We start from the raw sequence: 26064 nt of genomic DNA on the forward strand, positions 1-26064 counted from the left end.
TAGCGAAAGGACCTGTCCGATGAACGTGACGACAGCATTGAACAATGCGCTGGGCGGCTTGACTGCCGCCAGTCGCGGGGCCGCAGTTGTCTCGGGCAATATCGCAAACGCCCTGACACCGGGATATGCGCGCCGATCGCTTGAACTGGCCACCAGTCCGATCTCGGGCAATGGAGTGCGAACAGTTGGTGTAACGCGGCATCAGGACTCGGTCCTGACCGCTAACCGGCGTGACTCGGATGCCAGTCTGGCTGGTGCAAGTGCGTTATCGGATTTCTATACGCGGGTCGAAAAAGCCGTTGGTTCGGTCGATGACCCCAAATCCTTTGCCTCGCGGCTGACTGCGTTTGAGAATAGCCTGACCACCGCTGCCAGCCTGCCGGACTCAAAAGTTCGGCTGGACCAGGCCGCCCGCGCCGCTCGCGATCTTGCTGACAGCCTGAACACGGCGTCCGAAGGGCTGCGGCAGGCGCGGTCGGATGCAGACAGGACAATTGGCAGGCAAGTCGACAAACTGAACCAGACCTTGCAAGACATCGAAGAGCTGAACAACAAGATCCCCAGCATCAAAAACTCTGGCGGAGACATCAATGCTTTGCTGGATCAGCGGCAGGTGTTGATCGACCAGGTGAATGAACTGATCCCGGTCAATGTCGTTGCGCGCGAAAACGACAGGGTGTCGTTGTATTCTGACGGTGGCCTGATCCTGTTGGAAGGCCAGGCAGCAAGGTTCGAGTTCACGACCACGGGCGAAACCAAACCGCATATGACGCTCGGCAATAACCTGCTGTCCGGTCTCCAGATGAACGGCCAACCCGTTCGCACCAGCGGTGACTCTGCGCAATTGCGGGGGGGATCACTGGCCGCTCAGTTCAAGATTCGTGATGAACTGGCCGTCGAGGCGCAGGTGCATCTGGACACGGCAGCGCGAGATCTTATCGAGCGGTTTGAAACCGCGGGTCTTGATACGACCACCGCGGCCACCGATCCCGGCCTTTTCACCGATGATGGCAACCGTTTGAACCCGGCAACGGTAACCGGGCTGGCTGCGCGTATCAGCCTGAATTCGGTCGCGGACCCAGACGATGGCGGCGACAGCTGGAAACTAAGGACCGGTCTTGGCGCGGCCACGCCGGGAGATTCGGGCAACGCAGCTCAACTTCGGGCATTTGGAGCGGTTCTGCAGGATGCCCGCCCCGTTCCCGGTGGGCTCTATGGTACCGGAAACATGCGCGCCGCTGAGCTGGCCGAGGCGCTACTGTCCAAAGTCGGTGCAGACACCCACGCCGCTGTAGGTCGCAAAACCTTTGCCAAGAACGCGCAGCTGGAAATGGCAAAGATCGAGGCTGAACGGGGCGTCGATACCGATACCGAACTGCAAAACCTGATGCAGATCGAAAAGACATATACCGCGAACGCGCGACTCATCTCAACCGTGGATGAGATGATGGACACTCTGCTGAGGTTGTGACAATGAATCTTACTTCCATTGGTGATCTGGCACGCGGGTTAACTCTCAGAACCCGATCGACCGAGATTAAAACCCAGATCGAAACCCTGTCATACGAGCTGTCCTCCGGTCGGGTTCAGGACATTTCCGGCCATCTGGACGGGGATTACTCGCACCTTCTGGATCTGGACCGCAGCTTGTCCCGGCTGGATGCATTCAAGGTCTCGACAGCCGAAGCCAGACTGTTCACCGACGCCATGCAACTGAGCCTGAATACCGTTGCCGGGGCAGTTGACGGTATCACTTCATCCCTTCTGTCGTTTGGCACCTCGAACCAGGCGGTCACGCATGAGAATGCATCCACTCAGGCCAGAAACGAGCTGAATGTCATGATCTCGGCACTGAACACGCGGGCGGGTGGACGCAGCTTGTATTCTGGCACCGCAACGGACGTCTCGCCCCTGCCATCTGCAGACGCGCTGATTGCCGCGCTTCAATCTGAACTGACAGGCGCAACCACCGTTGCTGACATCCGGCAACGGGCTAAGGACTGGTTCAATGACCCTGCCGGATTTGACGCCGTGATGTACCGGGGCTCTGATACCAAACTGGCGCCGATGCAGATCTCCGAGAATGAAAGTGTCTCCATCCCGATCACGGCAACAGACCCCGCCATCAAAGCGGCGTTGCGTGATATCGCGGTCGCGGCGGTGGTCTCGGACAGTGGACTGAACGTCCCGACCGAGCAGCGTACAGCTTTGTTCAAACAGCTGGGCGTCGATCTGGTCAACGCAAAGGACCAACTGGTCCGACTTCGGGCCGACGTCGGCGCGACCGAAGCCCGGATCGAGCAGGCTCAGACGCGCAACACTGCGGCGCGAACAAGTCTGCAAAGCAGCCGGAACACTCTGATTGCTGCAGATCCGTACGAAACGGCCACGCGGCTAAAAACCGTCCAGTTCCAATTGGAGAGCCTGTATTCCGTCACCGTTCGCAACGCGAACCTATCGCTGGTGAATTTCCTGAGATGAGAGTTCTAGTTTTTCTTCTGATGCTGCTGCCTGGTCTGGCCTCGGCCGGGGCGATCCGGCTGAAGGATCTGGTGGATTTCGACGGGGTACGGGGTAACGATCTGGTCGGCTACGGTCTGGTCGTGGGCCTGAACGGAACCGGCGATGGCCTCAGGAACTCTCCGTTTACCGAAGAGATCATGTCCAACATTCTTGAACGGCTGGGCGTCAACGTGAATGGCGAAGACTTTCGCCCCAAAAACGTGGCCGCCGTTCTGGTGACCGCAAGTCTGCCTCCGTTTTCGCGCGTGGGCGGGCAGATCGACGTCACGGTTTCAGCCATCGGGGATTCGAAAAGCCTGCTTGGCGGGACGTTGATCATGACCCCGCTCAACGCCGCCGACGGGCAAATCTATGCGGTCGCGCAAGGCACCGTCCTGGCCGGCGGTGCCGTTGCCGAGGGCGACGCCGCTTCGGTCGTGCAGGGTGTTCCGACGTCAGGTGTAATCCCGTCGGGGGCACGCGTCGAACGCGAGATTGATTTTGAACTGTCGACGCTGACACAAATGCGCCTTGCCCTGCGCGAACCGGATTTTACCACCGCAGGTCGGATTGAGGCCGCTATCAATGCCGAATTCAATCGCGGAGTGGCAATCATGCGCGACTCCGGCACAGTTGAGTTGAATATCGCGGCGACACAGGCAATTTCGACCGCTCACGCTCTTGGTCGGATCGAGAACATTCTGGTCGAACCCGAAACCAAGGCCCGCGTTGTGGTCGATCAGCGCTCGGGCACCATTGTCATGGGGCAAGAGGTTCGGATTTCCCGCGTGGCAGTGTCGCAAGGTAATCTGACACTAACGGTCGAAGAGGCTCCGATTGCTGTGCAACCTAACCCGTTTGCACGTGGCGAGACCGTTGTCGTGCCAAGGACCATCGCCGGAATCGAGGAAGAGGAAGGCACCGGGCTGGCCGAAATCCCCGAAGCGACAACCCTGTCCGAAGTCGTCGCTGGCCTGAACGCATTGGGAGTGTCGCCGCGTGATATGATCGATATCCTCAAAACGATCAAAGCGGCGGGTGCTCTACACGCCGAGTTTGTCGTTCGCTAAGAAAATCTGGGGCCAAGCGGCCCCAGATTTGACTACTTTGACTTCCAGCTGTTCAGCCATCTCTTGAACTTGCCGCCTTGTTCTTCAATGGCATCCCCGGCAGCGTACAGGCCATCTTCCATGTTCTCGATCACGGGGTCGACCCGCGCTTCGCGAAACCGACGCCAGCGGACCCACAGGGCCCAAACGATCGCGAAGAAAACAGTCAGGAAGATAATGTTGAACCACGGGATGATCCGCACATCCGGGTTGTCGACCGCCCATATCTTCACCGCATTCGGGAAAATCGACAGGAACTCACTGCGCCAACCATAGTGGCGCACGACCACCCAACGAGGTGCTTCGGTCGTTGATTTCAAATCCGCTGCTTCGGCCTGCAAATTCGAGGAGTTCAGTTTGAAATAGGGCGGCCAGCCCCAGCCGGTGTCTTCATTGCGATAGACCATGACTTTGCCATTGGTTTTACGTGTCTGGATAAAAAACACGTCGCGGTTTGGTGTTGTCGCATCACTGCCGACATCATGAACCGACCAGAAGATGCTATTTTCCCCGGGGTCGATCCGTTTTTCATAGGTATCCGAGATCCGCACCACATCGTGCTGCGGCAAGGTGTAGTTCAACACCGCCGCAATCGTGCCCCAGAACAGGATGATAAAGCCCCATTTGATGTAACGCATCTGCGAAACCCTCACATGAAATTCGAAACGTAAATCAGGATCGCGATCAGACCCAGCGGTACGACGTAGATCCCAAGGATCAGTTTTCGGCGAAACGATCCATCGTATTTCTGCAGACCACGCTGGACAAACGCGTCCCGATCGCCAGTCAAACCCTTTTTCTCCCAATGTGCGATCAGCTTACCCCGCCTGACCCAGCGGGAATAAATCGACACGCCCACATAGAGGATCGTAAGGAAAATCAGCAAAGGGATCAAAAAGCGTAGCGCGACAAACATTCAACTTCTCCCAACAGCACCCCAGGGACCGACCCTTGCGATGACCTCATCGCTGACCCGGTCGCTGCCGCTCATGTCCGGTTCATGGCCGAACAGCGCAGCCCGAGCACCCGCTTTGTCCACCTGATACTCGCGCGCAAGAAAGTCGGCAACATAAGCTTTTTTGGCTTCCGGCCAGGTTGCGTAAGTCCGGTAGAACAGTTCCTTGTGGCAAATGAACATCTGGCGTGGGTCCAGCGGCGCCATTTCGGCCAACAGCATGTTCACCAGATCACGGTTCGGTGTATCGGTCGCCCGCAAGGTGTAGAAGTAAGCCGGATGATCCGAGGTGATGCGCGGCCATGGTCCGCCATCCTTTGCCCAGCGCAGCAATTGCGCGAGGCCGTGATAGGCCTCGGGCAGGCGATCGGCATGGTTGCGCGCCAACCGGCGCATATCGCTGCGATCCAGCCCCGCCATATCCACGCCCGCATCCGCAGCAGCGGAAACCGTCAGAAAATCCATCTTCTGTTGCAGGATCGCGCTCGAGTCCACGCCCCGCGCTTCGATGATCGTTTCGACAAGGTTGTTCAGCCCAAGAAACTTGGCGATCTGATTACGCTGCGCCTTTTGAAAGACGTGTTTCAGCGGAAGGTCGTCTGGTACGTCTGCCATACAAATTGCGGCCGGGTGATCCAGATCCGGGAACAGGTACAGCCCGCCAAAATGTGCCGTCCAGAAGTTGCGCTGTTCGAATGCGGTGTGGCGCAGGCGGACCGGGTTACGGGTGACGTCGCCGGTTTCCCTAGCCGTTTCGATCATCTTGGCGATCAGTACATCGTCGAACCAGGCGTCTTCTTCAGTTTTGAACCGCTCTACCATGCCCGCAAGTTGCTCGGCCTTGCGTAGGGTGCCGCCAGCGGTGTCGGCCTCAATCTCAATCTTGCGCAGGTTCAGCAGATCGCGCGGGGTGGTGAGTTTGATGACCGAATTCACCAACTCTCCGGCCACCGCATCGGTGGCGGTCAGGGCAAACAGTTGCGCCTCGTTCATCTCGATGAATTCGCGCAGGATATCGCGTGAGGTCGAGAATTTGACGTTCAGCAAAGGCGCGCGCTTCTGCTCGGTCGTTAACAGAATGAACTGCCGATTGACCCCGTTGGGGTTAAGGTAGAGCTCATCCTCCAGCTCAATCCCCACCTCCGGCGAATAGCCCGAGATATCGACATGGAAATCCGTCAGTGCCGTGCTCTTGCCCGCCAGATGCTGCAACGCGCGTTTGTACCGCTCGACCAGAGCCGGGCTGGAGATGTGGACGAGGTTGCCGAACATCAGGCCTTTTTTGATGAGGCGGATCATGAAGCGAGCCTTTATTCAGTTGGCAGCCATTCGATTGATGACAGATACCTATCCATCATGATGCAGCTCTGTTCTCGACGAAAGCCACTTTGCGCCTTCGTACCAAACCATAAAAAGTCACTGGAATCCAAATAAGTATCGCCCAAACGGACCAACCGAATTTTTCCATAATCGGACAAGGTAAGCCGCTTGTGAGGGGGTCGCCACAAGTCTCCGAGACAGCGAAACCCGTTGCATAAAGAAGAGCGATGACCGTCAATACAGACATTAGCGAGATCGTAATCACGGCATCGATTACCAATGCCAAAAGAATATGTAGCCTTTCGAGCGGCTTGAGCCAAAAGAGAGACACGCAAATATAGCTCAATAGAGAAAGTACTAATAAAGCAACGAAGTAGGGTAAGAAAAAGCTCCAAAAGCTCACCCCTTCCCCTCCAGATACCGCCGCTTGGCCTCTTCCATCCTCGCCATCTCGCGGACGGCGTTTTCGATGGCGACCTCATCGCTCTTGTCGGCATAGCGGAATTCACTGTCGGCGTAGCGGTTGATCTCTTGGATCACCATCTCAACGGTGATCGGCTGGCGCATGTCTTCGATCATGGCCTTCTTGGTGTCGTAGTCGCGGAACAGGAACAGGTCGGGGTTTTCCATCCACTCGTCGGGCAGTTCGAAATCCATCGCGCGGACTTTGACCGCGTCGGTGATGTTCTTGATCGCGCGGCCGGTTAATCGCTCATCGGCGGCTTGGATCGCCTTGAGGTAGGTGCCTAGCTTAGCGATCGTGTCCATCTGGCCGATATCGCCGGACACCCGGTCAAAAACCTGCAGCAGAGCGTCTTCATGCGGGCGGGAATGGCTTTCGAAACTGGCGGCGACGGCCTTTTTGATTTCCTGCGCGGCATAGGCTTCGTGCTCGCCCAGCGGGATGTCGTGGTTGCGGCCCATCAGCAGGTGCAGGATGTCGATGTAATCCTCGCGCGTTTGCGGCCCGTCCACCAGGAACCGCGCGCCCGCCCGCTGGCGCAGGGCGTCGTCCACATTCTCGGGGTAGTTCGAGAACATGCCAAAGGTGCAGTTGCCGCGCACAACGGTGTTGGCGCCTGCAAAGCTCTCCATCAGCACGGCGGTGATTTCCAGTTGCCCGGCTGAGGACTGCCGGTCGCCGCGCTTACCCGCCAGCTGGTCGATATCGTCGATGGTGCCGAACCCGATGACCGAAGGGTCAATGATCGTGTTGATAAACGCCTTTGCGTTCTGGCCGGATTTGCCCTGATAACTGTCGATATTGTCGGTGCTCAGGTTCTGATAGCGGAACGGATAGCCCGCATTCTGGCAGTAGTCGTTGATCAGACCGGCCATCATCTGGATCAGAGTGGTCTTGCCCGTACCCGGCTTGCCGTCGCCCATGAAGGTAAAGATGAAACCGCCGAGCTCCGCAAACGGGTTCAGGCGGCGGTCGAAATCATAGGCCATCAGCATCTTGGCCAGCTTCATCGCCTGATATTTGGCGATATGGTTACCGACCACCTCGTTCGGTTTCTTGAACGTCATGGTCAGGGTGGTGGATTTGGCTTTTGATGCGGGTTCAAAGCCCCGGATCGTCAGGTCATCCGCCTCGATATGCCAAGCGGCGTTCTGGAATGGCGCGAGGTGACCTGCGGGCTGCGCACGCAGGGCGGCTTTCTCCATCAACTGCTCGGCATAGGCGCTGGTGGCCGCAATCAGATGCGCATCGTCGGGGGCGTGTTTCGCAATAGTCTGGTCCAGCTCCCACAAAGCGCCATGCAGGGCGAGTTGGCCATTGTCGGTCAGAACCTCTTCGATTTCACCCAGATCAACCGTGGTCTCGCCCAGATGCGAAGACAACAGATAAGCCAGCGCATTGCCGAATGTGTGCAGCGTGATGAGCGCTTCGGCGGTCAGTAGCTCCGAAAACTCGGTCTTACGAGCAGCCGGTAGGTCACCCGCCAAATTCGCTCGTTTCAGATCGGCCAGTGGCGTTTGTTCCGCATAGGTTTCGGCCACGGCCAGAGAAATTGCGATGGCCCGCCGAATGGCCTGCTGTGTGGTGGCCTGCGGCGGTGAGACCAGCGCATCGCCATCATCCGACGCCTCGATCCGTTCAACCAGATGCACCCCATCCGCGCGCACGGTGCGCCGTGTCACCAGCCCCGGCGTCGTGGACCGAAACCTGCGCCCTGTGGATACCCCCGGAGACCGCTCAACTGGGGCTTCAACGGCTTTCGCAATCCGCGGCGCGTGTTCAAATCCGTTCAGCAAGGCGGTCGCCGCCGGATAATGCTTGCGAATATCGTCTTCTCGCAATTCCATCTGATCTGACGTCAAACTCATCTCAAAATCGCCTTTGCTGTCTTCAATATCTCAAGACCTGTCCGGCCTTGCTGACCACGAACTTGCGCACGTCTGCAAAACCGGGTGGGTTGCGTTCGGCAAGCACCTGAAATGGTCTCTGGGGCAGGATGATCGACCGCTGCGTCCGTGTCGCGCCGGTCTCGGCCCCCTGCCCACCGAAAGGATCGAGGGCGAATACCTCACGCTCGACGGTGGAAAACCATCCTGCGCGTTCTTCGATTACCTGTTCGCTTTCCAGTTCTTCCGTGGTCCAGGCCAAAGCCCAGTCCTGACCTTGCGGAGATTGCGCGTCCTCCAGCACTTGTCGCAGCGGTCCAGATTGCTCGGTATAAGCCGAGGAATACATCGGCCCCACATGAATGCGGCGCAGGTGTTTGGGGTGCAGGTCGTCGAAATCCTGATCGAAGCCTTTGGCGATGGTCACCAGTTTCAGCCCGCCCAAAGACTGCGCCATCAGATGGGCCTGCACCTCGGGCCAGCGGCGCTGGTCCTTGGGCAGGGCCGTCTTGCCGCTGTCCTCAAGCTGCATCAGATAGATGACCGGCAGGTTGATCTGGCTGTCATAAACCGCCCAGTGGATCATGAACTTGCGCCGGTCACCCTCATTTCCGATCCAGTGGCATTCGGGATCGTTGCGGGCCCAGAACAGCTGACCTTTCAGCAATTCCTCGTAATAGAGCCTTTGGGACAGTGCGAATTGCAGTTTGGTGGGGATTTCCTGATCGCCAATGATTGCCCGCACCATGTCGGTCTTCAGGTCATCCTCGGACGGCATGTTCTCCAGATGCACCTGCGCCTGCTGCGCGTCATTAGCCATGGTCAGCAGCTCGGCCGCTACCGGAAACCCGCTGTCGCGTTTGTCCATGGCGAGGCTGCCAAAGAACCGCCCTGTGTCGCGCCCGACTAGCAGGTATTTCATGCTGAGCGCGCGGAAGGTGTAGAGCAGCCCCGAGAGGTAACGCGACACAATCCGCACTTCTTGTTTGCTGATCGCGCCCTCGGCCTCCATCGTCGCAGCCACGCGGAGGAGGTGAACAGTGATCACCTCAAACTTGCGGAAATAGCGGCGCGAGGCGAAGGTGTCGGTCAGGCCAACATGGTCTTGGGTTGGGTTAGTCTCCATTAGTCTCCACCATCTCCGTCCCCATCCGCGTCTCCCGAGTGATACCCATCAGTGTCGTTGTGGAACGCGATTTCGGCCGAAACCGGGTCTTCCTTTTTGTAAACAAAATAAACCAAGTGCCCGACCCCAGCGAACACTGCTATCCCAATAGCCGGAGCCCAAAGGGACTCTGTGATCCAATAGAAAATTACGCCAAGACCAATAGCGAACCAGCGCAGGATCATCGCATTCTCGACCCAAGCGGGAAGCTGAATGTCCCTGCGCGTGAGACCCGATGAATAACGGTTATTGGTCTGTTTAGTCACAATTGTGACCCTCAAGAACCCCCGTACATATTCTTATCATGCTTCTCGACAATCGAGGCGAACCTGCGGGCAAAGCGTTCGTCTGCCTTGGCCTTTTTTTCAAGCACGTCGCGGGCAAAGACCATGTGGTCCTCATGCGCCTCAAGCATGTCGGCCATTTTCTGGTTGGTCGCGGTGCCGATGGCGGCCATGGCGGTTTGCGCCTCTTGGTCAGTCTGCACGCCGATCTCGTTGATGCGGTGGGCCACGTCCTGTTGCTGCGCGGTTTTCAGCGATTTGGTCAGGGCGTCATATAGCACCACACGCTGCTGGGTGTCTGTCTGCAGCTTGTTGATCAGCACCATCTGTGTCGCCGCCTGGTTCTGTAGTGAATCGACCCAGGTCTTGCCCTTTTCGATATAGCGCTCGAGCGTCTGTGACTTGGCTAGCTTGACCTGCTCCTCCTGAACCTTGGCGTTGTATTGCTTGTTCAGCTCGGCCAGTTCAGTCTCCAGCTGAGTGCGCGCAGCGGCGTCCTGTTCGACGCTTATCTTGTTCTCCAAGGTGATGATCGTCGGGTCCATATCCTGAATTTCAGCGCGCAAGGCTTCCAGTTCAGCCACGGTCGCCTCGCGGTCGTCCAGCGTGCCGGTCAGGTTGTCCTCGACCTTCACGCGCTGTTCTTCCAGCACTGATAGCTGACCTTCCAGCAGCTTCACGATCACATCCGACTTGGCGATCAGGTCCTGCAGCTTGTCGTCGATATTGGCGGTCCGCATCCGCTCTTGCCGCATCGACTCGGATTTGGCCTTGGCGAAGATGCCCACAAACGACTCCCACCCGGTTTTCGAGCGCATCTCGTCGAAATCCTTGGAAAACGCGTTGGTGACGTCGTCCAAACCCATGATCAGCTCGGCGATATTGGCATTCATCACCTCAGTGTGGGCGTGCACATCCTCAAGCGTGGCGTTTTCGATGTCGATATCCGCCTCGGCGGTTCCAATCTTGGCGCGCGCGGCCTCGATCCGGGATGTCAGCCCTTCGATCTGCGACTGGCTTTCGCGCACTTTGGCTTGGGTTTCCTGAATCAACGCGTCAAACTGCTGGTTCGACATCTGTCCTATCCCTTTTTTTACTTATGCACCCAATAAGATAGGGAATGTTACGATGATTTACATCCCCCTGGGCATCAAATACAGAAAGACTTTGGCAAACTCCGCTCAAAAAAGATAGGCGGCTTGACACTTACGCGGCAGATCGCGTGAATGCGCGCGGTAGGCAAAAAAACGTCACGTTTACCATACGAAAACTGGATTGATTTGACCGCACGGGTGGACATAGACAATCCGGAGGGCACCTGTTTGAGTGCTAACAAATTACTACTGCCGGAGGCTGACCCATGCTGGACGCGACAACCGACCTGAAATCAATCCTGAATAACCCCGATCTGCTGGTGACCAAAGCCTATATCGGCGGTCAGTGGGTTGACGGAGACAATGGCACTTTTGCCGTAACCAACCCGGCGCGCGGTGACGTTGTCGCTGAAGTCGCGGACCTGAGCCGCGCGCAGGTGGCAGGTGCAATCGCGCAGGCCGAAGCGGCGCAAAAAGAATGGGCCAAGCTGACCGGCAAGGAGCGGGCTGTAATCCTGCGCCGCTGGTATGACTTGATGATGGAAAACGCCGAAGATCTGGGCAAAATCCTGACGGCCGAGCAAGGCAAGCCACTTGCCGAAGCGGTCGGAGAGATCGGCTATGGCGCGTCGTTCATCGAATTCTTCGGTGAAGAAGCCAAGCGTGTTTATGGTGAAACCATCCCCGGCCACCAGCGCGACAAGCGGATCATGGTGCTGAAACAGCCGATCGGCGTTGCGGCCTCGATCACGCCCTGGAACTTCCCCAACGCGATGATCACCCGCAAGGCGGCTCCGGCGCTGGCCGCAGGCTGTGCCTTTGTTGCGCGCCCTGCCAAGGAAACGCCTCTTTCGGCTCTGGTTATGGGTGTTCTGGCGGAGCAGGCCGGTATCCCGGCCGGTGTGTTCAACGTCCTTCCATCCTCCAGTGCGAGCGAAATCGGCAAGGAGTTCTGCGAAAACCCGGGCGTCCGCAAGCTGACCTTCACCGGTTCGACCGAAGTGGGCCGCATCCTTCTGAAGCAAGCCGCCGATCAGGTGATGAAGTGCTCGATGGAACTGGGCGGCAATGCGCCGTTCATCGTGTTTGACGATGCCGATCTGGACGCCGCCGTCGAAGGCGCGATGATGTGCAAGTTCCGCAACAACGGTCAGACCTGCGTCTGCGCCAACCGCATCTATGTGCAGGCCGGTGTGTATAACGAATTCGCCGCCAAGCTGAAGGCAGCCGTTGAGGCGCTGAATGTTGGTGATGGTCTGGCCGAGGGCGTCACGACCGGACCGCTGATCAACGAAGAAGCCGTCGCCAAGGTTGAAGAACACATCAAAGACGTGACCGACAAGGGCGGTGCGGTTCTGACTGGTGGTCTGCCCCATGATCTGGGTGGTACCTTCTTCCAGCCGACCATCGTAACCGGCGTCACGCAGGACATGATGGTTGCGCAGGACGAAACCTTTGGCCCACTGGCCCCGCTGTTCAAGTTCGAAGACGAGGACGATGTTATCGCGATGGCCAACGACACGATTTTTGGTCTGGCGTCGTATTTCTACGCCAAGGATTTGAGCCGCGTCTACAAAGTGGCCGAAGCGCTGGAATACGGTATCGTCGGCGTGAACACCGGCATCATCTCGACCGAGCTTGGCCCGTTTGGCGGCGTCAAACAGTCCGGTCTTGGCCGCGAAGGCAGCCACCACGGCATGGAAGACTATCTTGAGATGAAATACGTCTGCCTGTCGGTCTGATCCAACAAGGCCCTGGCGCAAGCGCGCCGGGGCCATCCAGTTTGTCACAAAACTGCAAACAAACCGTCACATCCCTGCAATGACCCGCGTCCATCCCCCTTGCAGCCAAGCAAGAGAGGATACCAACCGATGTCATTGCGCTTTGTCTGCCTGACATCTGCCGTTGCCCTGACCGCTGGTCAGGCCATGGCAGAAATGAATTTCAACCGAATTGCGTCTTTCCCCGTCGTCAAGAACATGGCCGAGGGGGCGGATACCACCCGTGAAACCTCGCCCGAGATCATCGCGGCGACGGCAGATGGCATGACGCTGGTCTATACCGACAGCCCGCTGGGCGTGATCGGCATGGTCGATATCACCGACCCCGCAAACCCGGCCCCGCTGGGCGCAATGGAAGTGGGTGGCGAACCAACATCCGTGGGAATCGTGGGCAAGACAGCCTTTGTCGGCGTGAACACCTCGGAAAGTTATACAGCCCCTTCGGGAAAGCTGATCTCGGTCGATATCGCTGGCAAGGCCGAAACCGGTTCTTGTGATCTGGGCGGTCAGCCTGACAGCGTCGCCATTGCGCCGGATGGTAGCTTTGTCGTCGTGGCGATCGAGAACGAGCGTGACGAAGACCTGAATAACGGCATTATCCCGCAGCTGCCCGCCGGGTCGCTGGCTCTGGTGCCGCTGAAAGATGGCGCGCCGGATTGCGCGGCCATGAAAATGGCGTCGCTGACCGGTCTGGCCGAGGTTGCGCCCACCGATCCCGAGCCCGAGTTTGTCGATATCAACTCACTGGGCGAAACCGTCGTCACTCTGCAGGAGAACAACCACATCGCGGTGGTCGACAAGGACGGCAACGTCGTCAGCCATTTCTCAGCGGGTAGCGTGGATCTGGAAGGCATCGACGCCACCGACGAGCGCGGCGCTTTGATCTTTACCGAAAGCCAAAAGGGCCGCCTGCGTGAGCCGGATGCGGTGAAATGGATCGACGATAACCACTTCGCCACCGCCAACGAAGGCGATTACGAAGGCGGGTCGCGCGGCTGGACGATCTTCCACAAGGACGGCACCGTTGTTTACGAAAACGGCACCGATTTCGAGAAAGCCATCATCCAGATCGGCCACTACCCCGACAAACGCTCGGACGCCAAAGGCGTAGAGCCGGAAAGCGTGACCGCTGCCACTTTCGGCGGCACGCCGATGATCTTTGTCGGGGCCGAGCGCGCCTCGGTCGTAGGTGTCTATGACGCCACCGATCCGGCCAACCCGGTGCTGAAACAACTGCTGCCGTCCGGCGTTGGACCCGAAGGCTATGTCGCGATCCCTGATCGTAATCTGCTGATCTCGGCCAATGAAAAGGACCTGATCGAAGATGGCGGCCCGCGGGCGCATGTCTCGATCTTTGAATATCAGGACGCCCCTGCCAACTATCCGCATCTGACCTCCGCAGGCGCGGATGAGTTGATCGGCTGGGGTGCCCTGTCCGGTCTGGTCGCGGATGAGGACGGCATGATCTATGCGGTCAATGACAGCTTCTACGGCTTCCAGCCCTCGATCTTCAAGATCGACCCCAGCCAGCAACCGGCCCGCATCGTGGACGTGATCCGCATCCATCGTCAGGATGGCAACCCGGCGCAGAAACTGGACCTTGAGGGCATTACGCTGGACGGCAAGGGCGGCTTCTACGTCGCGTCCGAAGGCCGCACCGATCGTGTCATCCCGCACGCGATCTACCACGTCTCTGCCGAGGGCAAGATCAAGGATCGCAAGGGCGAGATTGGCCTGCCGCCGGAATTGATGGCGGTCGAGAAACGCTTTGGTTTCGAAGGCATCACTAAGGTCGGTGACACTCTGTGGATGGCCGTTCAGCGCGAATGGAAAGACGACCCAGAGAACCACGTGAAACTGGTCGCCTACAATCTGGACACCAAGGAATGGGGTGCCGTGCACTATCCCAAAGCCGACCCGGAAAAAGGATGGGTTGGGCTGTCTGAAATCGTGGCCTTCGGCGACCATGTGTATGTCATCGAACGCGACAACCAGCACGACCACCGCGCCGTGACCAAAAAGATCTACCGCATCCCGCTGTCCGACATGACCCCGGCACCGCTGGGTGGAGACCTGCCTGTCGTCAGCAAAGAAGAGGTTCGTGACCTTCTGCCAGACCTGACATCAACCGGCGGCTACGTTCTGGACAAGATCGAAGGTCTGGCCATCCTGCCCTCGGGCGAGGCGTTTGTGATGACCGATAATGACGGTGTTGACGATGCCTCGGGCGAGACGATGTTCTGGTCAATTGGATCGGTTTCGGCTGGGAATTAATTCAGGGACCCGAAAGCCCCGATCACAACGATCGGGGCTTTCGAATGACGTTGAAATTGGGTTTGCGATCACAAATACTGGGGGTTGAAGCAAACGTATTGAATTGATGTACAACCCAAAAATTGAAGTCTTTGATCGGCCGAACCTTAACGCAATTGTTGCTCCTGATGAGCGCTTGATCTGGTCGGGGCATCCCGAATACGGCCAGAACTTCTTTGAACCCGTCGGCAGTGAGCGTGTGATCCATATCGGATTACTATTAGGCACGATCGCTATGTGGAGTTCACTTTTTATTATCGAACCCAATGATACATTCAGCCGCTCTGACGCGATTATTACGTTTGCGGTCATAACCATTATGTTCTTGGCCGGCTCATTTGGCGTCGCTGCCCACCGACAGTATGTGCTTCAAAATCTGGTTTACTTTGTCGCCGACAAGCGCGCCATTGTCTGCCGCTATGGGCGCAATTGGCGGTTGAGCAGTCGGATATACGTCATTTCATGCCCACACGCTGCCACTTTCCCTTACGAAGTTATCCAGAGCCGCCCTTACCCGTCCCTTCTGATCGGCACAGTGCTGTCCGAGAACCAATTGCAGCCGTTTGGATTGGGGCTTACCCACCCTGGGCACCCCTTACTGTGGGGAGACATCACCATACCAATCGTGTTTGAATACATCGCAGACGCGCAAGAACTACTCCAAACGATAAAACGCTGCTCTAACGACTCTCAGCCTTAACCAGAAAAAACAACGCCCCGCGTCTGGAGGAACGCGGGGCGTATGGTGCGATAATCCAGAGAGGAACGATTATCGCGGCGTATTAGGTCGCCTTAGTTCACGGCTTTGGCGTCGACCACATCCTTTTCGATGGCCTTGGCCGACGTGATCTCGATCCGGCGCGGTTTCAGGGCCTCGGGCACCTCGCGCTTGAGGTCGATGTTCAGCATGCCGTTCTCATGGCTGGCGCCGGTGACGCGCACGTGATCGGCCAGCGCAAAGCGGCGTTCGAACGCGCGGGTGGCGATGCCACGGTGCAGATAGCTGCGCTCTTTGTCTTCGGCAGCTTTCTTGCCGGCCACGATCAGAGCGTTTTCCTTCACTTCGACCGACAGGTCATTTTCCGAAAAACCGGCGACAGCAACCGAGATGCGATAGGTGTCGGCATCGGTTTTTTCGATGTTATAGGGCGGGTAGCTCGGCTGAGCCACGTCATTGGTCAGCACGCGGTCCATCATGTCAGCAATCTGGTCGAAACCAACGGTGGCGCGGTGCAGGGGTGCAAAATCAAAACTACGCATGTGTCATATCCTCATATCAGAGCGATCTGTGTTCTGCCCTCCGTACGGACGGGCATCGGGTTGATCCGGGCCCCGTCTTTGGCGACCCGGTACAGTTCACATGGGTAGCGATTTGATTGAGTTCAACCCCCGCCAGAGCTGATGAATTTCGCGCCCGAGCTGGACTTGCCGGAACCGACCTGCAGCCGGCGGATATTTGCCTTTGGGCGGGGCGCATCCCGTCGCAGATCGGCCTTTAAATCCGCCACGATTCCCGACAGCTCCATGCCGAACCCCACCTTCTGGCGCCCGTTCGTACCCACCGCGGACACGACCGAAAGAATCTGCCAGCGCGACCCGTTTCGTGCCAGCAGGGCCGAGCCGGACGAGCCAAAGGTGATATCGCAATTGAAAGTGATCAGACCGTCACTGCGATTCAGAATGCGGCAGGACCTTTCGCGGGTAATTGCCTCGGCCCGCCCGCGCCCATAGGACGCGAGGCTAACCTCGTTTCCAGCGACGTTCCCCTGATGCAGGGCAAAGGGGTCTGCGATCGAATAGGGAATCGGCGATTCCAGCCGCATCAGAGCCACATCCATGCGCACGCGGGGGGCAGACACCGCCCCGTTGGCCTTGAAATCGGGGTGCGCCGCGATTTGAACTACCTTGCGATCGGCGAGGGCGTCATTACCGCTCAGACCGGCGCGGAAGGTGACTTTGCCCGGCGGGTATGGCTTGCCGGTGGCCTTGTCCAGCGCGCAATGCGCAGCGGTCAGAACCAGATCCTGCGCAATCAAGGTACCGGTGCAAAACCCCTGAGTTCCGATATCCAGTCGCCCGACCGCCTCCCAGCCGTACAGGTCGTCACGGTCAGTCAGTTTGCGTTTGGCGGCTTGGGCGTAGGATGCGGTGGTAGAAATGGACAGAAGAAGAAAAAAAATCAGAACGCGTTGAATCATGGTTTGATGAACCTTGCACCAATATTGCGGTTTGCGCCCGCTTGCGGTGATGAAGCCCTGAAACCGCGCCCCGCCGAAAGTTCGGCCTGCAACAGCTCAAGCGAGTCTTCGACCGCGGTGCCGACGGACACGCGCTGACCGTTGAACTCGGCCTTGGCCGCAACCACAGACACGATGCGAGGCTGGTCCCCTTCGAATGAAAACACCGGCGCACCGGACGATCCGAATTCCACGTCGCAAGACATGATCAGAACATTCGAACGGCGGGTCATGACCGAGCATACCTCTTGCAGCGACGGGGCCTCGGACCGGTCCTGAGCATAAGACACGACGCCAACCTCTGCCCCGCGCGCGGGGCGTTTTCCTGTCTCAAACGGGATGACGGTTGTGTTTCGGATAGGCTGCCACAGCTCGATCAGCGCGATATCGTTGTAGATGCGCTCGGCGGTGCCTTCGACGCTGTATTCGTAATTCGGGTGAATGACCGCCCGCCGCGCCGCGCGGTAAGCTGACGCGCGCCCTAGTCGCCAGGCAGCCAGAAACTCGACATCAGCCAGATCGATCCGCTGACCAGTCACCTTGTCAAACAGGCAATGTGCGGCCGTCAGAACCAGCGTCGGCGCGATCAGTGTCCCGGTACAAAACCCGGCACCGTCTTTTATATCAAGGCGTCCCACGGCCATCCACGCGCGGCCAGCATCAGTTGTATCCAGACTTTTCAGTCCGGTATCCTGTGCTGCGGCGGTCATCGGCATCAAAGCCATCGCCAATGCTGTGATCCAGTTTCGCAAATGGCTCTCCGGCTTTGCTGTTGGCATATCTTGCTACGCCGCCGGTTGGGCAAAAATAGGGCGGGACCGCCCCATTCGCATTCGCAGGGAAAGTGATGCGCGTGTGCATCAGCCTATATCAGGATCGGAACTTTAGGCGTTTGTGGCTGCGCATCAAAGGCTCTGGGCTTCGGTCCACCCGTTGCCCAATCCAAGAGCTCCACCGTATGCACCACTGGCACCTCTGTGCCCGAGCCGATCTGCACCATGCAACCGATGTTCCCCGCCGCGATCACATCAGGGTTTTTCGCCTCAAGCGTTTTGACCTTGCGCTGTTTCAACTTCCCGGAAATCTCGGGCTGCATCAGGTTATATGTCCCGGCACTACCGCAGCACAGATGACTGTCAGCAGGCTCTAACACGGTGAAACCAGCCCGTTTCAACAGGGTTTTAGGGTGAGTCTTGATCTGTTGACCGTGTTGCAGAGAGCAGGCTGCGTGATAGGCGACGATCATCTCCTGGCTCTCGCCTTCCGGCAAATCGAGTTGCATCAGCAGCTCACTGATATCCATGGCCATCGCAGAAACCTTCGCGGCGTCTTCTGCCAGAGGGGTATTGCGGAACATATGGCCGTAATCCTTGACCGTCGTGCCGCAGCCCGAGGTGTTTATGACGATGGCATCCAACCCATCCCCGGCCATTTCGTCAATCCAGGCTCTAATATTGGCTTCTGCGGCCTTATGGCTGTCATCGGTTTTGCCCATGTGATGGGTCAAGGCGCCGCAACACCCCGCCCCTTCGGCCACAACGACCTCGCATCCTAGTCGGGTCAACAGGCGAATTGTTGCATCATTGATGTCCGTATTCAAAGCTTTCTGCGCACAGCCGGTCATCAGAGCAACGCGCTTGCGCCGCGCGTCTTTGGCAGGGAAAGTCTGCGGATCGTCGTTGCGACTGACCGGCGGGATATGTTTCGGCGCCATGTCCAGCATCGCGCGCAACCGGGCATCCGGCATTAAGAACCGGAATGGACGTCCCAGTTTTGCTCCGATCAGCGCCCATCGGAACCGCATGGGATAGGGTAGGATCTGCGCCAACACCCAGCGCAGAACACGGTCAGAGAGTGGACGTTTGTAATTCTCTTCAATGTATTCCCGCGCGTGATCGACCAGATGCATGTAATGAACACCCGAGGGGCACGTAGACATACAGGCCAGGCAGGAAAGGCACCGGTCGATGTGTTTGACCGTTTTCTCATCGGGCACGCGCTCGTTTTCCAGCATATCCTTGATCAGATAGATGCGGCCGCGCGGGCTGTCCAATTCGTCCCCCAGCACCTGATAAGTGGGGCAGGTGGCTGTGCAAAACCCGCAATGGACACAATTGCGCAGAATCTCGTTCGAGCGCTGGATCGCCGGATCTTGGAGTTGTTTTTCAGTGAATGTTGTCTGCATTGCTCTAGCCCATAAGCCCCGAGTTAAAGACGCCACGAGGGTCGAATCTCTGCCGTATTCCCTTTGTTAGAGCCGCAACTCCGGCGCTTTCAGGATGGAACCGCCCCAACCGGGTCACTGTGTCGGCTTGCGCGCGCACCAGCGTTGCGTGACCTTCAAAGGCCCCCAGACGGGCGCGCAGATCGGTCCCTTCGGGCACCAGGGCCCAAATCAGCCCGCCGCCCCAATCAAACAGCAACCGGTCGGCACCAGCGCGCGCGGCAATGTCGGGCGCGTCGGTCGGTTTAACCGAAATCCGCCATACATCGCCATCCTGGTTATGAAAGGCGGTCACATCGCGCAATCCGGCCCAAAGGTTGGCCGAGCCCGCGACTTCCGCGACATCTCCGTATCCCGACAACACCGATTTCAGTTGATCCGACCTGTAAGCGACCGATTCCTCAAACCCCTCGAGACGCAACAAGGCTTGACCCGCGTCAGAATCATAGGCCGCACCGCTGACTTCAAACGGGGATTTCAGCGCTTCGGACAAAGCCTGGATTCCCGCCCCCGCCTCTGGGACCTGAACGGACAGAGTCACGGACGACTCAGGTTTGGGAAGCACCTTCAAAGACACCTCGGTCAGAACGCCCAATGTCCCCCAGGATCCTGCCATCAGCTTGACCAGATCGTAACCGGTCACGTTCTTCATGACACGGCCGCCATTCTTGACGATCTGCCCCATGCCGTCGACATAACGCACGCCCAGCAGGAAATCGCGGCACGCCCCCGCCTGTATCCGACGTGGCCCCGAGATATTGGCCGCGACGACGCCTCCGATGGTGGGCGTGCCGCTACTTCCAAGCAGGCCCCGGTGATCCATGGGCTCAAAGGCCAGTTGCTGACCTTCAGCGTCCAGCGCGGCCTCAATTTCGGCGACCGATGTTCCGGCTTGCGCAACCAGTGTCAGAGCGCCGGGTTCGTACAGCGTGATCCCGCTGAGCCCGCTTGTTTCGATTGCCCGACCCGGACCTACAACGCCCCGCGTATCGCCGCCTTGGATATGCACCGGTTCATTAAGCCCGGCTATCATCTGGGCCAGTTCGGCTTCTGTCTGTGGTTTCATGACATTTCTTCTGTGTTAGAGCCGATTATTCAGCGGCCATCTGTGCATCACGACGGTCTGCAGAGGCATCCAGCGGGAACACCTTCGCCGGATTCAGCAACCAGTTCGGGTCGAATACATCCTTAACGGCCATCTGCGCCTCAAGATCGGCGGGCGTGTATTGATGGGACATCAAATCGCGCTTTTCGATCCCGACACCGTGCTCGCCCGTCAAACAACCACCGACATCCACGCAGAGTTTCAGGATTTCGGCCCCGAAGGCTTCGCATTTCTCAAGATCGCCGGGTTTGTTGGCATCGAACAGGATCAGAGGGTGCATGTTGCCATCACCCGCATGGAACACATTGCCCACGGGCAAGCCGTAGTCTTGGCTCAGCTCACCGATCCGGCGCAGAACTTCGGGCAGAGACGACACCGGGATCGTCCCATCCAGACACATGTAATCGTTCAACTGCCCCATCGCACCAAAGGCAGATTTCCGCCCCAGCCAGATTTTGGCGCTTTCCTCAGCCGACTGGCTTTCGCGCAGTTCAACTGGGTTACGGCGTTTCGCGATCTCGATGATCTTGCTCAGCTGATAGTCGATTTCAGCCTCGGACCCTTCGACCTCCACAATCAAAAGGGCGGTGCAGTCGGGGTAGCCTGCATGAGCAAAATTCTCGCAGGCCTTGATGCACAGCGTATCCATGAATTCGATCGCGACCGGCAGAATGCCGGACTTAATGATGTCCGAGACGCATTGCCCGGCGACCTCGTTGTCGTCAAATCCCATCAACACGGGCCGCGCGCCTTCGGGCTTGCGAAGAATACGCAAGGTGGCTTCGGTCACGACGCCTAGTTGACCTTCGGAACCGCAGATGACGCCCAGCAGGTCTATGCCACCTGAATCCAGATGCGCACCGCCGATTTCGACCACGCTACCATCCATCAGGACCATCTTCACGCCCAACAAGTTATTGGTGGTCACACCGTATTTCAGGCAATGCGCACCGCCCGAATTCATCGCGATATTGCCAGCGATGGCACAGGCCAGTTGCGACGAAGGGTCAGGAGCATAGAAGAAATCATCCTCTTCCACCGCACCTGTCACGCTCAGGTTGGTGCGACCGGTCTGAACGCGAATGAACCGGTTGTCATAGTCGGTCTCGAGCACGTCATTCATTCGGGCAACGCCCAGAATGACGCAATCCGCGGTAGGCAATGCCCCGCCCGCCAAAGAGGTGCCCGAGCCACGCGGGACCACCGGCACACCTTCTTCATTGCAGATGCGCAACACGTCCGAGACCTCTTGGGTCGTGGACGGCAGCACCGCCAGCATCGGCGGGCACTTATACGCCGTCAGCGCATCGCATTCGTAGACGCGCGTCTCGGACGGGTCGTGAATCACCGCATCCTCCGGCAAGACCTGCAGCAACCGCTGCAAAACAACGGCCTTGCGGCGCAGTACATCGGGATTTGGCGTCGGCATTTCCATGGCTGATCCTCCGTTTGGTAAAATAATATTACCAATTTCCCCATCTGGCAAGTTCCCACCTCTGGCCCTAAGGTCGCGGGCATGACCTGGCTCGATCGGACACAGTTGTTTTCTCCCCTAGACTACGCGGCCATCGCAGTGCTGTTGGTGGCCTGGCTGTGGATTGGTTGGAGGATCGAGAACCCCTCGCCCAAGAAAACCTCGGTCACAATGATGATGGATGACTATCGCCGCGATTGGATGCGCGAGATGGTGACCCGGCAGCCCCGGATGTTTGACGCGCAGGTCGTGGCCGCGATGCGGCAGGGCAGCACGTTCTTCGCCTCAACCACGATGATCGCCATCGGGGGTGGGCTGGCCCTGCTAGGCAATACCGAACGCTTGGCCGGTGTCGCCAATGATCTGGCTATCGGCAGCGCCCCCGCCATGGTGTGGGAGATCAAGATCCTGATCATCATTCTTCTGCTGGCCAACGCCTTCCTGAAATATGTCTGGGCACACCGTTTGTTTGGTTACTGCGCGGTCTTGATGGCCGCGGTGCCCAACGATCCGTCGGATGCGCAAGCCTATCCTCGGGCAGCTCAGGCGGCCGAAATCTGCGTTACCGCAGCCCGCAGTTTCAACCGCGGCCTGCGCGCGACCTATTTCGCACTGGCATCTGTCGCCTGGATTCTGGGGCCAGTGGCCCTGATACTGGGTACGGCGATCACCTTTGGCGTTCTGTACCGGCGCGAGTTTGCATCGCATTCCCGATTGGTCCTGCTGTCGCAACCACACGACACGGATTCGTGATCGCTTTGCCCCAAATCAGAGCCTAATCTTCGTTCATGCGATATTTGATTCTCAGCCTTTTGCTTGCAGGTCCGGTGCTTGCCGACCCCCCAACGATTGAAAAAGTGATCGCCAGCCAAAGCGGCGACACATGGCGCTTTGACGTGACTATCCGACACCCCGACACCGGCTGGGATGATTACGCCGATGGTTGGCGCGTACTGGACATGGACGGAAATGAGCTGGGATTGCGCGTCCTGCATCACCCACATTTGGATGAGCAGCCCTTTACCCGTTCGCTTGGTGGCGTCGCCATTCCCGCCGGCACGACTCAGGTGCAGATTCAGGCACGTGACAATGTCGGCGGCTGGAGCGAAGGCACCACTGTGGTTGACCTGAACTGAGGCTTAGAACACGCCCAGGCTCAGACCTGCAGCCATGGCCGTTCCAATCTCATGACACTGATCAAGCTGTTCTGCCGGGATGGTCTTTTCGGCCAGAATCGCTTCGGGTGTCTGGGCGTGAGTGCAGATAATCAGAGGCGGCTGGACTTCTTTCAATCGCCAGCCAGTGGCAATCCGCGCGGTTTGGCGGGCGGCGTTTTCTCCGTCTGACCCGGCACAGACCATCTGCGCATAGGGACGTCCTTCGATCTTACCCAAGACAGGGTAATAGCAACGATCGAAAAACTCTTTCATCAGACCCGAAATCGCGGCCAGATTCTCAGGCGCGCAGAAGAGATAGCCATCGGCGGCCAGCAGATCCTCGGGCGCGGTCTGATCTGCGGATTTTAGAACCGTTTCCGCCTCATCCCGTGCTCCTGCAGCCGCAGCCTCGGCCATTTGCCGAGCACCGCCGGTGCGCGAGTGGTAGACGATCAAAAGCTGCGCCATGTCAGACCCGGTGATAAGGACCGCCAGACAGGATTGTTGCGGCCCGATAAAGTTGCTCGGCCAGCATCACACGGACCAGCATATGGGGCCAGACCATCGACCCGAATGAGATGGAAAAATCTGCCTCAGCCCGCAGATTAGGGTCTATTCCGTCGGCACCGCCGATGATTAGCGCCAAATCCTGCCGCCCTGCATCGCGCCACCCCCCCAGCTTTTTTGCAAAATCCGGCGAGGACATCACCCGTCCGCGTTCATCCAAAGTGCAGATCACCGCGCCCTTGGGCAGCGCCTTGCGCAGCAATGCCGCCTCGGCACCCATGCCTGCATTTTTCTTGTCTTCAACCTCGATCACACGTGCGGGACCAAGGCCCAGCGCGCGGCCGGTCCGGTCAAATCGGGTCAGATAATCGTCAAGCAGGGTCTTCTCCGGTCCGGCACGCAATCGCCCGACCGCACAAATGCTTATACGCATATTTCTCTCGCCGCCGGCCTGTTAATGCAGGCCGGGATGGCGCCTCAGTTCGCCGAGGCGCTGCCGCCCTGAGGCAGCCACATCTTTTCCAGCTGATAGAATTCACGCACTTCGGGGCGGAAGATATGGACGATCACGTCGCCCGTATCGATCAGCACCCAGTCGCCGGCATCCTTGCCTTCGACCTTCGAGGTGAATCCGAATTCCTGCTTGATGCGATCCGTCAGCTTTTCCGCCATGGCAGCGACCTGACGGGTCGAGCGACCCGAGGCAATCACCATGTGATCCGCAACAGAAGACTTACCTTGCAGGTTGATCTGCACGACGTCTTCGGCCTTGTCATCGGAAAGTGAGGAAAGGATACGTTCAAGCAGCTTGTCGCTGATTGACTGAGAGTGGGCCATTACACCGGCCCCGTCATCGGCGGGCAAACCCGCCTGGGTATGTAGAGACAGGACATAGTCCTCCTTTGCTGCGCGCCGTGAAACCCCGGCGCCGGGGTACTAATAAGGTAACAAGCAGATTGCAACATTTCAATGAAAGGGCGCTGGCAGGCCCGCACAAGCGCTCACTCTTTGGCGATCTGTTGCTGCTCTGCGCCGTCCGACAGCAACCGAACCTCGCGCTGCGGGAAGGGGATCGAGATGCCTTCGTCCTTAAATGCGTCCCAGAGCGCCAGGTAGACATTCCCGCGGATGTTGGTCAGCCCCTTGGTCGGATCGCTGATCCAGAAACGCAGAACATAATCCACGCTGCTGTCGCCAAAACCGGTGATATGGCAGACCGGTTCATGCGACCCGCCGCTGAGGACCCGCGTGACGGCCTTTACCGCCCGAATGGCCGTTGCGCGCACCAGATGGGGGTCATCATCGTAACTGGTGCCAAAATCCAGATCCAGCCGCACGAACTTGTCCGAATGCGACCAGTTCACCACTTGGTTGGTGATAAGGTCTTCGTTCGGGATCAGGTACTCTCGCCCATCCCGCGTCACGACCGAGACATAACGTGCGCCCAGCGCGTTAATCCACCCGAACGTATCCCCCAGCGAGATAACGTCACCCGGTTTGATCGAGCGGTCCATCAGGATGATGATCCCCGAGATCAGGTTCGACACCACTTTTTGCAGGCCAAAACCGATGCCAACGCCGATGGCCCCGGACAGCAATGCAATGCCGGTCAGGTCAAACCCAAGCGTGCGAATGGCGACCAGAAAGACGGCACCGTACAGCAGAACCTGAATCCCCTTGGCAAGCAGCACCTGCATCGACGGGGTGATATCGTCATTGTTCATCAATCCCCGCTCGGCGGCGCGGGTACCCAGACGGGCCAGCGTCAGCAGGATGCCGATCAGCAGAATGGCCTTGAGTATCCCCAGCGCCGAGATGTGCAGATCACCAATGGAAATGGCGACGCCATCCAGAAACTCGGCCACATCATCCGTCAGATTCAGCGCAACAAGCGTTGCATAGACCCACATTGCCCATTTGAAGATCCGCCGTAGCGTGCGATTGCGCACCAACCGGGCGACCAGGGCAATCGCCAGCCAGGCCAGCGCCAATGTGGCGACGACTCCGATGATGTAACTGCGGGATGGCCAGGTGATCTGCTGCATCAGCAGATACAACGCCCAGGACATCAGCACGAAATAGACCAGCGTCAGGCGCTGCAAAAGCTGCACAAGGACCCGCAGCCGCCACTTTGGCCAACCCGTGCGTGCGCGGGCCCAGGCCTCCCACCGGCCTTGGGTGACCAGCTTCAGGCCAAATGCCAGTGCCCACAGAACCAGAATGATGACCAGCTGATGCTGGCGCCAACCGGGAGTTACAACCAGTTCGACAAGGTTTTCGAATTGCACGGAAAAGCCCGCGACCATGTTGTCATAGAGGTCCGACAGCGAACCGGGGATCAGGTCTTGGTTCATGGTCACAGCTTGAACAGCGTTGACCTATGATGCAAGTCCGACGCCGGATTGAACCTTGATTGACGGCAAAGCCCGATATATCTGAGGCGCATGAGACTCAACCTGGCCCCAGCACCAAAGTTGCAAGACCGCAC

General features: G+C 58.2%; 25 protein-coding genes. 8 read left to right on the forward strand and 17 right to left on the reverse strand.

Annotated features, from left to right (window positions below; genetic code table 11):
* Nucleotides 1-19: 19 nt before the first annotated feature.
* The 3 genes from flgK to ACR0MV_RS05835 are packed head-to-tail and all read left to right on the forward strand — an operon-like array spanning nt 20 to nt 3572.
* Complete coding sequence (gene flgK / locus ACR0MV_RS05825) at nt 20-1471, forward strand: flagellar hook-associated protein FlgK (protein WP_480701315.1); 1452 nt, start codon at nt 20-22, stop codon at nt 1469-1471.
* A gap of 2 nt (nt 1472-1473) precedes the next feature.
* Nucleotides 1474-2481: a flagellin gene (locus ACR0MV_RS05830; protein WP_170428527.1), complete on the forward strand. Its 1008-nt coding sequence runs from the start codon at nt 1474-1476 to the stop codon at nt 2479-2481.
* A complete protein-coding gene (locus tag ACR0MV_RS05835) occupies nt 2478-3572 on the forward strand; it encodes a flagellar basal body P-ring protein FlgI (RefSeq protein ID WP_170428530.1) in 1095 nt (364 codons plus the stop codon). The genes ACR0MV_RS05830 and ACR0MV_RS05835 overlap by 4 nt, the downstream gene beginning before the upstream one ends.
* A 32-nt stretch (nt 3573-3604) precedes the next feature.
* Here ACR0MV_RS05835 and ACR0MV_RS05840 read toward each other — a convergent pair whose 3' ends face one another.
* From ACR0MV_RS05840 to ACR0MV_RS05870, 7 genes are all read right to left on the reverse strand, one after another.
* Nucleotides 3605-4249, reverse strand: a complete 645-nt coding sequence (locus ACR0MV_RS05840; protein WP_170428533.1) for a DUF1523 family protein — start codon at nt 4247-4249, stop codon at nt 3605-3607.
* 11 nt (nt 4250-4260) lie between these two features.
* Complete coding sequence (locus ACR0MV_RS05845; RefSeq protein WP_170428537.1) at nt 4261-4527, reverse strand: hypothetical protein; 267 nt, start codon at nt 4525-4527, stop codon at nt 4261-4263.
* Nucleotides 4528-5865 (reverse strand): DUF6638 family protein, encoded by a 1338-nt coding sequence (locus ACR0MV_RS05850; protein WP_480701317.1) that lies wholly within the window; start codon nt 5863-5865, stop codon nt 4528-4530. It abuts the gene before it with no gap.
* A gap of 420 nt (nt 5866-6285) precedes the next feature.
* The gene (locus ACR0MV_RS05855) at nt 6286-8217 is read right to left on the reverse strand and encodes an AAA family ATPase (RefSeq protein WP_480701319.1); all 1932 of its coding nucleotides are present in this window, start codon (nt 8215-8217) and stop codon (nt 6286-6288) included.
* A gap of 22 nt (nt 8218-8239) precedes the next feature.
* Nucleotides 8240-9361 (reverse strand): hypothetical protein, encoded by a 1122-nt coding sequence (locus tag ACR0MV_RS05860; RefSeq protein WP_480701321.1) that lies wholly within the window; start codon nt 9359-9361, stop codon nt 8240-8242.
* Nucleotides 9361-9666: a hypothetical protein gene (locus tag ACR0MV_RS05865; RefSeq protein ID WP_170428553.1), complete on the reverse strand. Its 306-nt coding sequence runs from the start codon at nt 9664-9666 to the stop codon at nt 9361-9363. Before ACR0MV_RS05865 ends, ACR0MV_RS05860 begins: the two co-directional genes overlap by 1 nt.
* Nucleotides 9667-9677: 11 nt before the next feature.
* Nucleotides 9678-10760, reverse strand: a complete 1083-nt coding sequence (locus ACR0MV_RS05870; protein WP_170428556.1) for a coiled-coil domain-containing protein — start codon at nt 10758-10760, stop codon at nt 9678-9680.
* A 284-nt stretch (nt 10761-11044) separates the two neighbouring features.
* On the opposite strand from ACR0MV_RS05870, the gene ACR0MV_RS05875 reads away from it, so the two are divergent.
* The 3 genes from ACR0MV_RS05875 to ACR0MV_RS05885 all read left to right on the forward strand — a co-directional run bounded on the left by ACR0MV_RS05875 (nt 11045) and on the right by ACR0MV_RS05885 (nt 15572).
* Complete coding sequence (locus ACR0MV_RS05875) at nt 11045-12520, forward strand: NAD-dependent succinate-semialdehyde dehydrogenase (protein ID WP_480701323.1); 1476 nt, start codon at nt 11045-11047, stop codon at nt 12518-12520.
* A 129-nt stretch (nt 12521-12649) separates the two neighbouring features.
* Nucleotides 12650-14833: an esterase-like activity of phytase family protein gene (locus tag ACR0MV_RS05880; protein WP_480701325.1), complete on the forward strand. Its 2184-nt coding sequence runs from the start codon at nt 12650-12652 to the stop codon at nt 14831-14833.
* A 106-nt stretch (nt 14834-14939) separates the two neighbouring features.
* Complete coding sequence (locus tag ACR0MV_RS05885) at nt 14940-15572, forward strand: hypothetical protein (protein ID WP_480701326.1); 633 nt, start codon at nt 14940-14942, stop codon at nt 15570-15572.
* 92 nt (nt 15573-15664) lie between these two features.
* On the opposite strand, the gene ACR0MV_RS05890 is transcribed toward ACR0MV_RS05885, so the two are convergent.
* From ACR0MV_RS05890 to ACR0MV_RS05915, 6 genes are all read right to left on the reverse strand, one after another.
* Entirely contained in the window at nt 15665-16132 is a 468-nt protein-coding gene (locus ACR0MV_RS05890; protein ID WP_170428569.1) for an Hsp20 family protein, read from the reverse strand.
* 122 nt (nt 16133-16254) lie between these two features.
* Nucleotides 16255-17070, reverse strand: coding sequence for a trypsin-like serine peptidase (locus ACR0MV_RS05895; RefSeq protein WP_480701328.1), 816 nt, complete (start codon nt 17068-17070; stop codon nt 16255-16257).
* Complete coding sequence (locus tag ACR0MV_RS05900) at nt 17067-17861, reverse strand: trypsin-like serine peptidase (RefSeq protein ID WP_480701330.1); 795 nt, start codon at nt 17859-17861, stop codon at nt 17067-17069. Before ACR0MV_RS05900 ends, ACR0MV_RS05895 begins: the two co-directional genes overlap by 4 nt.
* A 113-nt stretch (nt 17862-17974) precedes the next feature.
* Nucleotides 17975-19294: a glycolate oxidase subunit GlcF gene (glcF, locus tag ACR0MV_RS05905; protein WP_480701332.1), complete on the reverse strand. Its 1320-nt coding sequence runs from the start codon at nt 19292-19294 to the stop codon at nt 17975-17977.
* A 4-nt stretch (nt 19295-19298) separates the two neighbouring features.
* Nucleotides 19299-20399: an FAD-binding protein gene (locus ACR0MV_RS05910; RefSeq protein ID WP_480701334.1), complete on the reverse strand. Its 1101-nt coding sequence runs from the start codon at nt 20397-20399 to the stop codon at nt 19299-19301.
* Nucleotides 20400-20424: 25 nt separating this feature from the next.
* Entirely contained in the window at nt 20425-21873 is a 1449-nt protein-coding gene (locus ACR0MV_RS05915) for an FAD-linked oxidase C-terminal domain-containing protein (RefSeq protein ID WP_480701335.1), read from the reverse strand.
* An 81-nt stretch (nt 21874-21954) separates the two neighbouring features.
* On the opposite strand from ACR0MV_RS05915, the gene ACR0MV_RS05920 reads away from it, so the two are divergent.
* Entirely contained in the window at nt 21955-22665 is a 711-nt protein-coding gene (locus ACR0MV_RS05920; protein ID WP_170469833.1) for a DUF599 domain-containing protein, read from the forward strand.
* A 35-nt stretch (nt 22666-22700) separates the two neighbouring features.
* Nucleotides 22701-23048 carry a hypothetical protein gene (locus tag ACR0MV_RS05925; protein ID WP_480701337.1) on the forward strand — a complete coding sequence of 116 codons (348 nt, stop codon included), beginning with the start codon at nt 22701-22703 and terminating at the stop codon, nt 23046-23048.
* A gap of 3 nt (nt 23049-23051) precedes the next feature.
* On the opposite strand, the gene ACR0MV_RS05930 is transcribed toward ACR0MV_RS05925, so the two are convergent.
* The 4 genes from ACR0MV_RS05930 to ACR0MV_RS05945 all read right to left on the reverse strand — a co-directional run bounded on the left by ACR0MV_RS05930 (nt 23052) and on the right by ACR0MV_RS05945 (nt 25930).
* Nucleotides 23052-23537: a flavodoxin family protein gene (locus ACR0MV_RS05930; protein ID WP_480701339.1), complete on the reverse strand. Its 486-nt coding sequence runs from the start codon at nt 23535-23537 to the stop codon at nt 23052-23054.
* A gap of 1 nt (nt 23538) precedes the next feature.
* Complete coding sequence (rlmH, locus tag ACR0MV_RS05935; protein WP_480431331.1) at nt 23539-24009, reverse strand: 23S rRNA (pseudouridine(1915)-N(3))-methyltransferase RlmH; 471 nt, start codon at nt 24007-24009, stop codon at nt 23539-23541.
* A 44-nt stretch (nt 24010-24053) separates the two neighbouring features.
* The gene (gene rsfS, locus ACR0MV_RS05940; protein WP_170327847.1) at nt 24054-24413 is read right to left on the reverse strand and encodes a ribosome silencing factor; all 360 of its coding nucleotides are present in this window, start codon (nt 24411-24413) and stop codon (nt 24054-24056) included.
* 164 nt (nt 24414-24577) lie between these two features.
* A complete protein-coding gene (locus tag ACR0MV_RS05945; protein WP_480701340.1) occupies nt 24578-25930 on the reverse strand; it encodes a mechanosensitive ion channel family protein in 1353 nt (450 codons plus the stop codon).
* Nucleotides 25931-26064 lie beyond the last annotated feature (134 nt).

The sequence above is a fragment of the Ruegeria sp. BC3 genome (assembly GCF_056539265.1).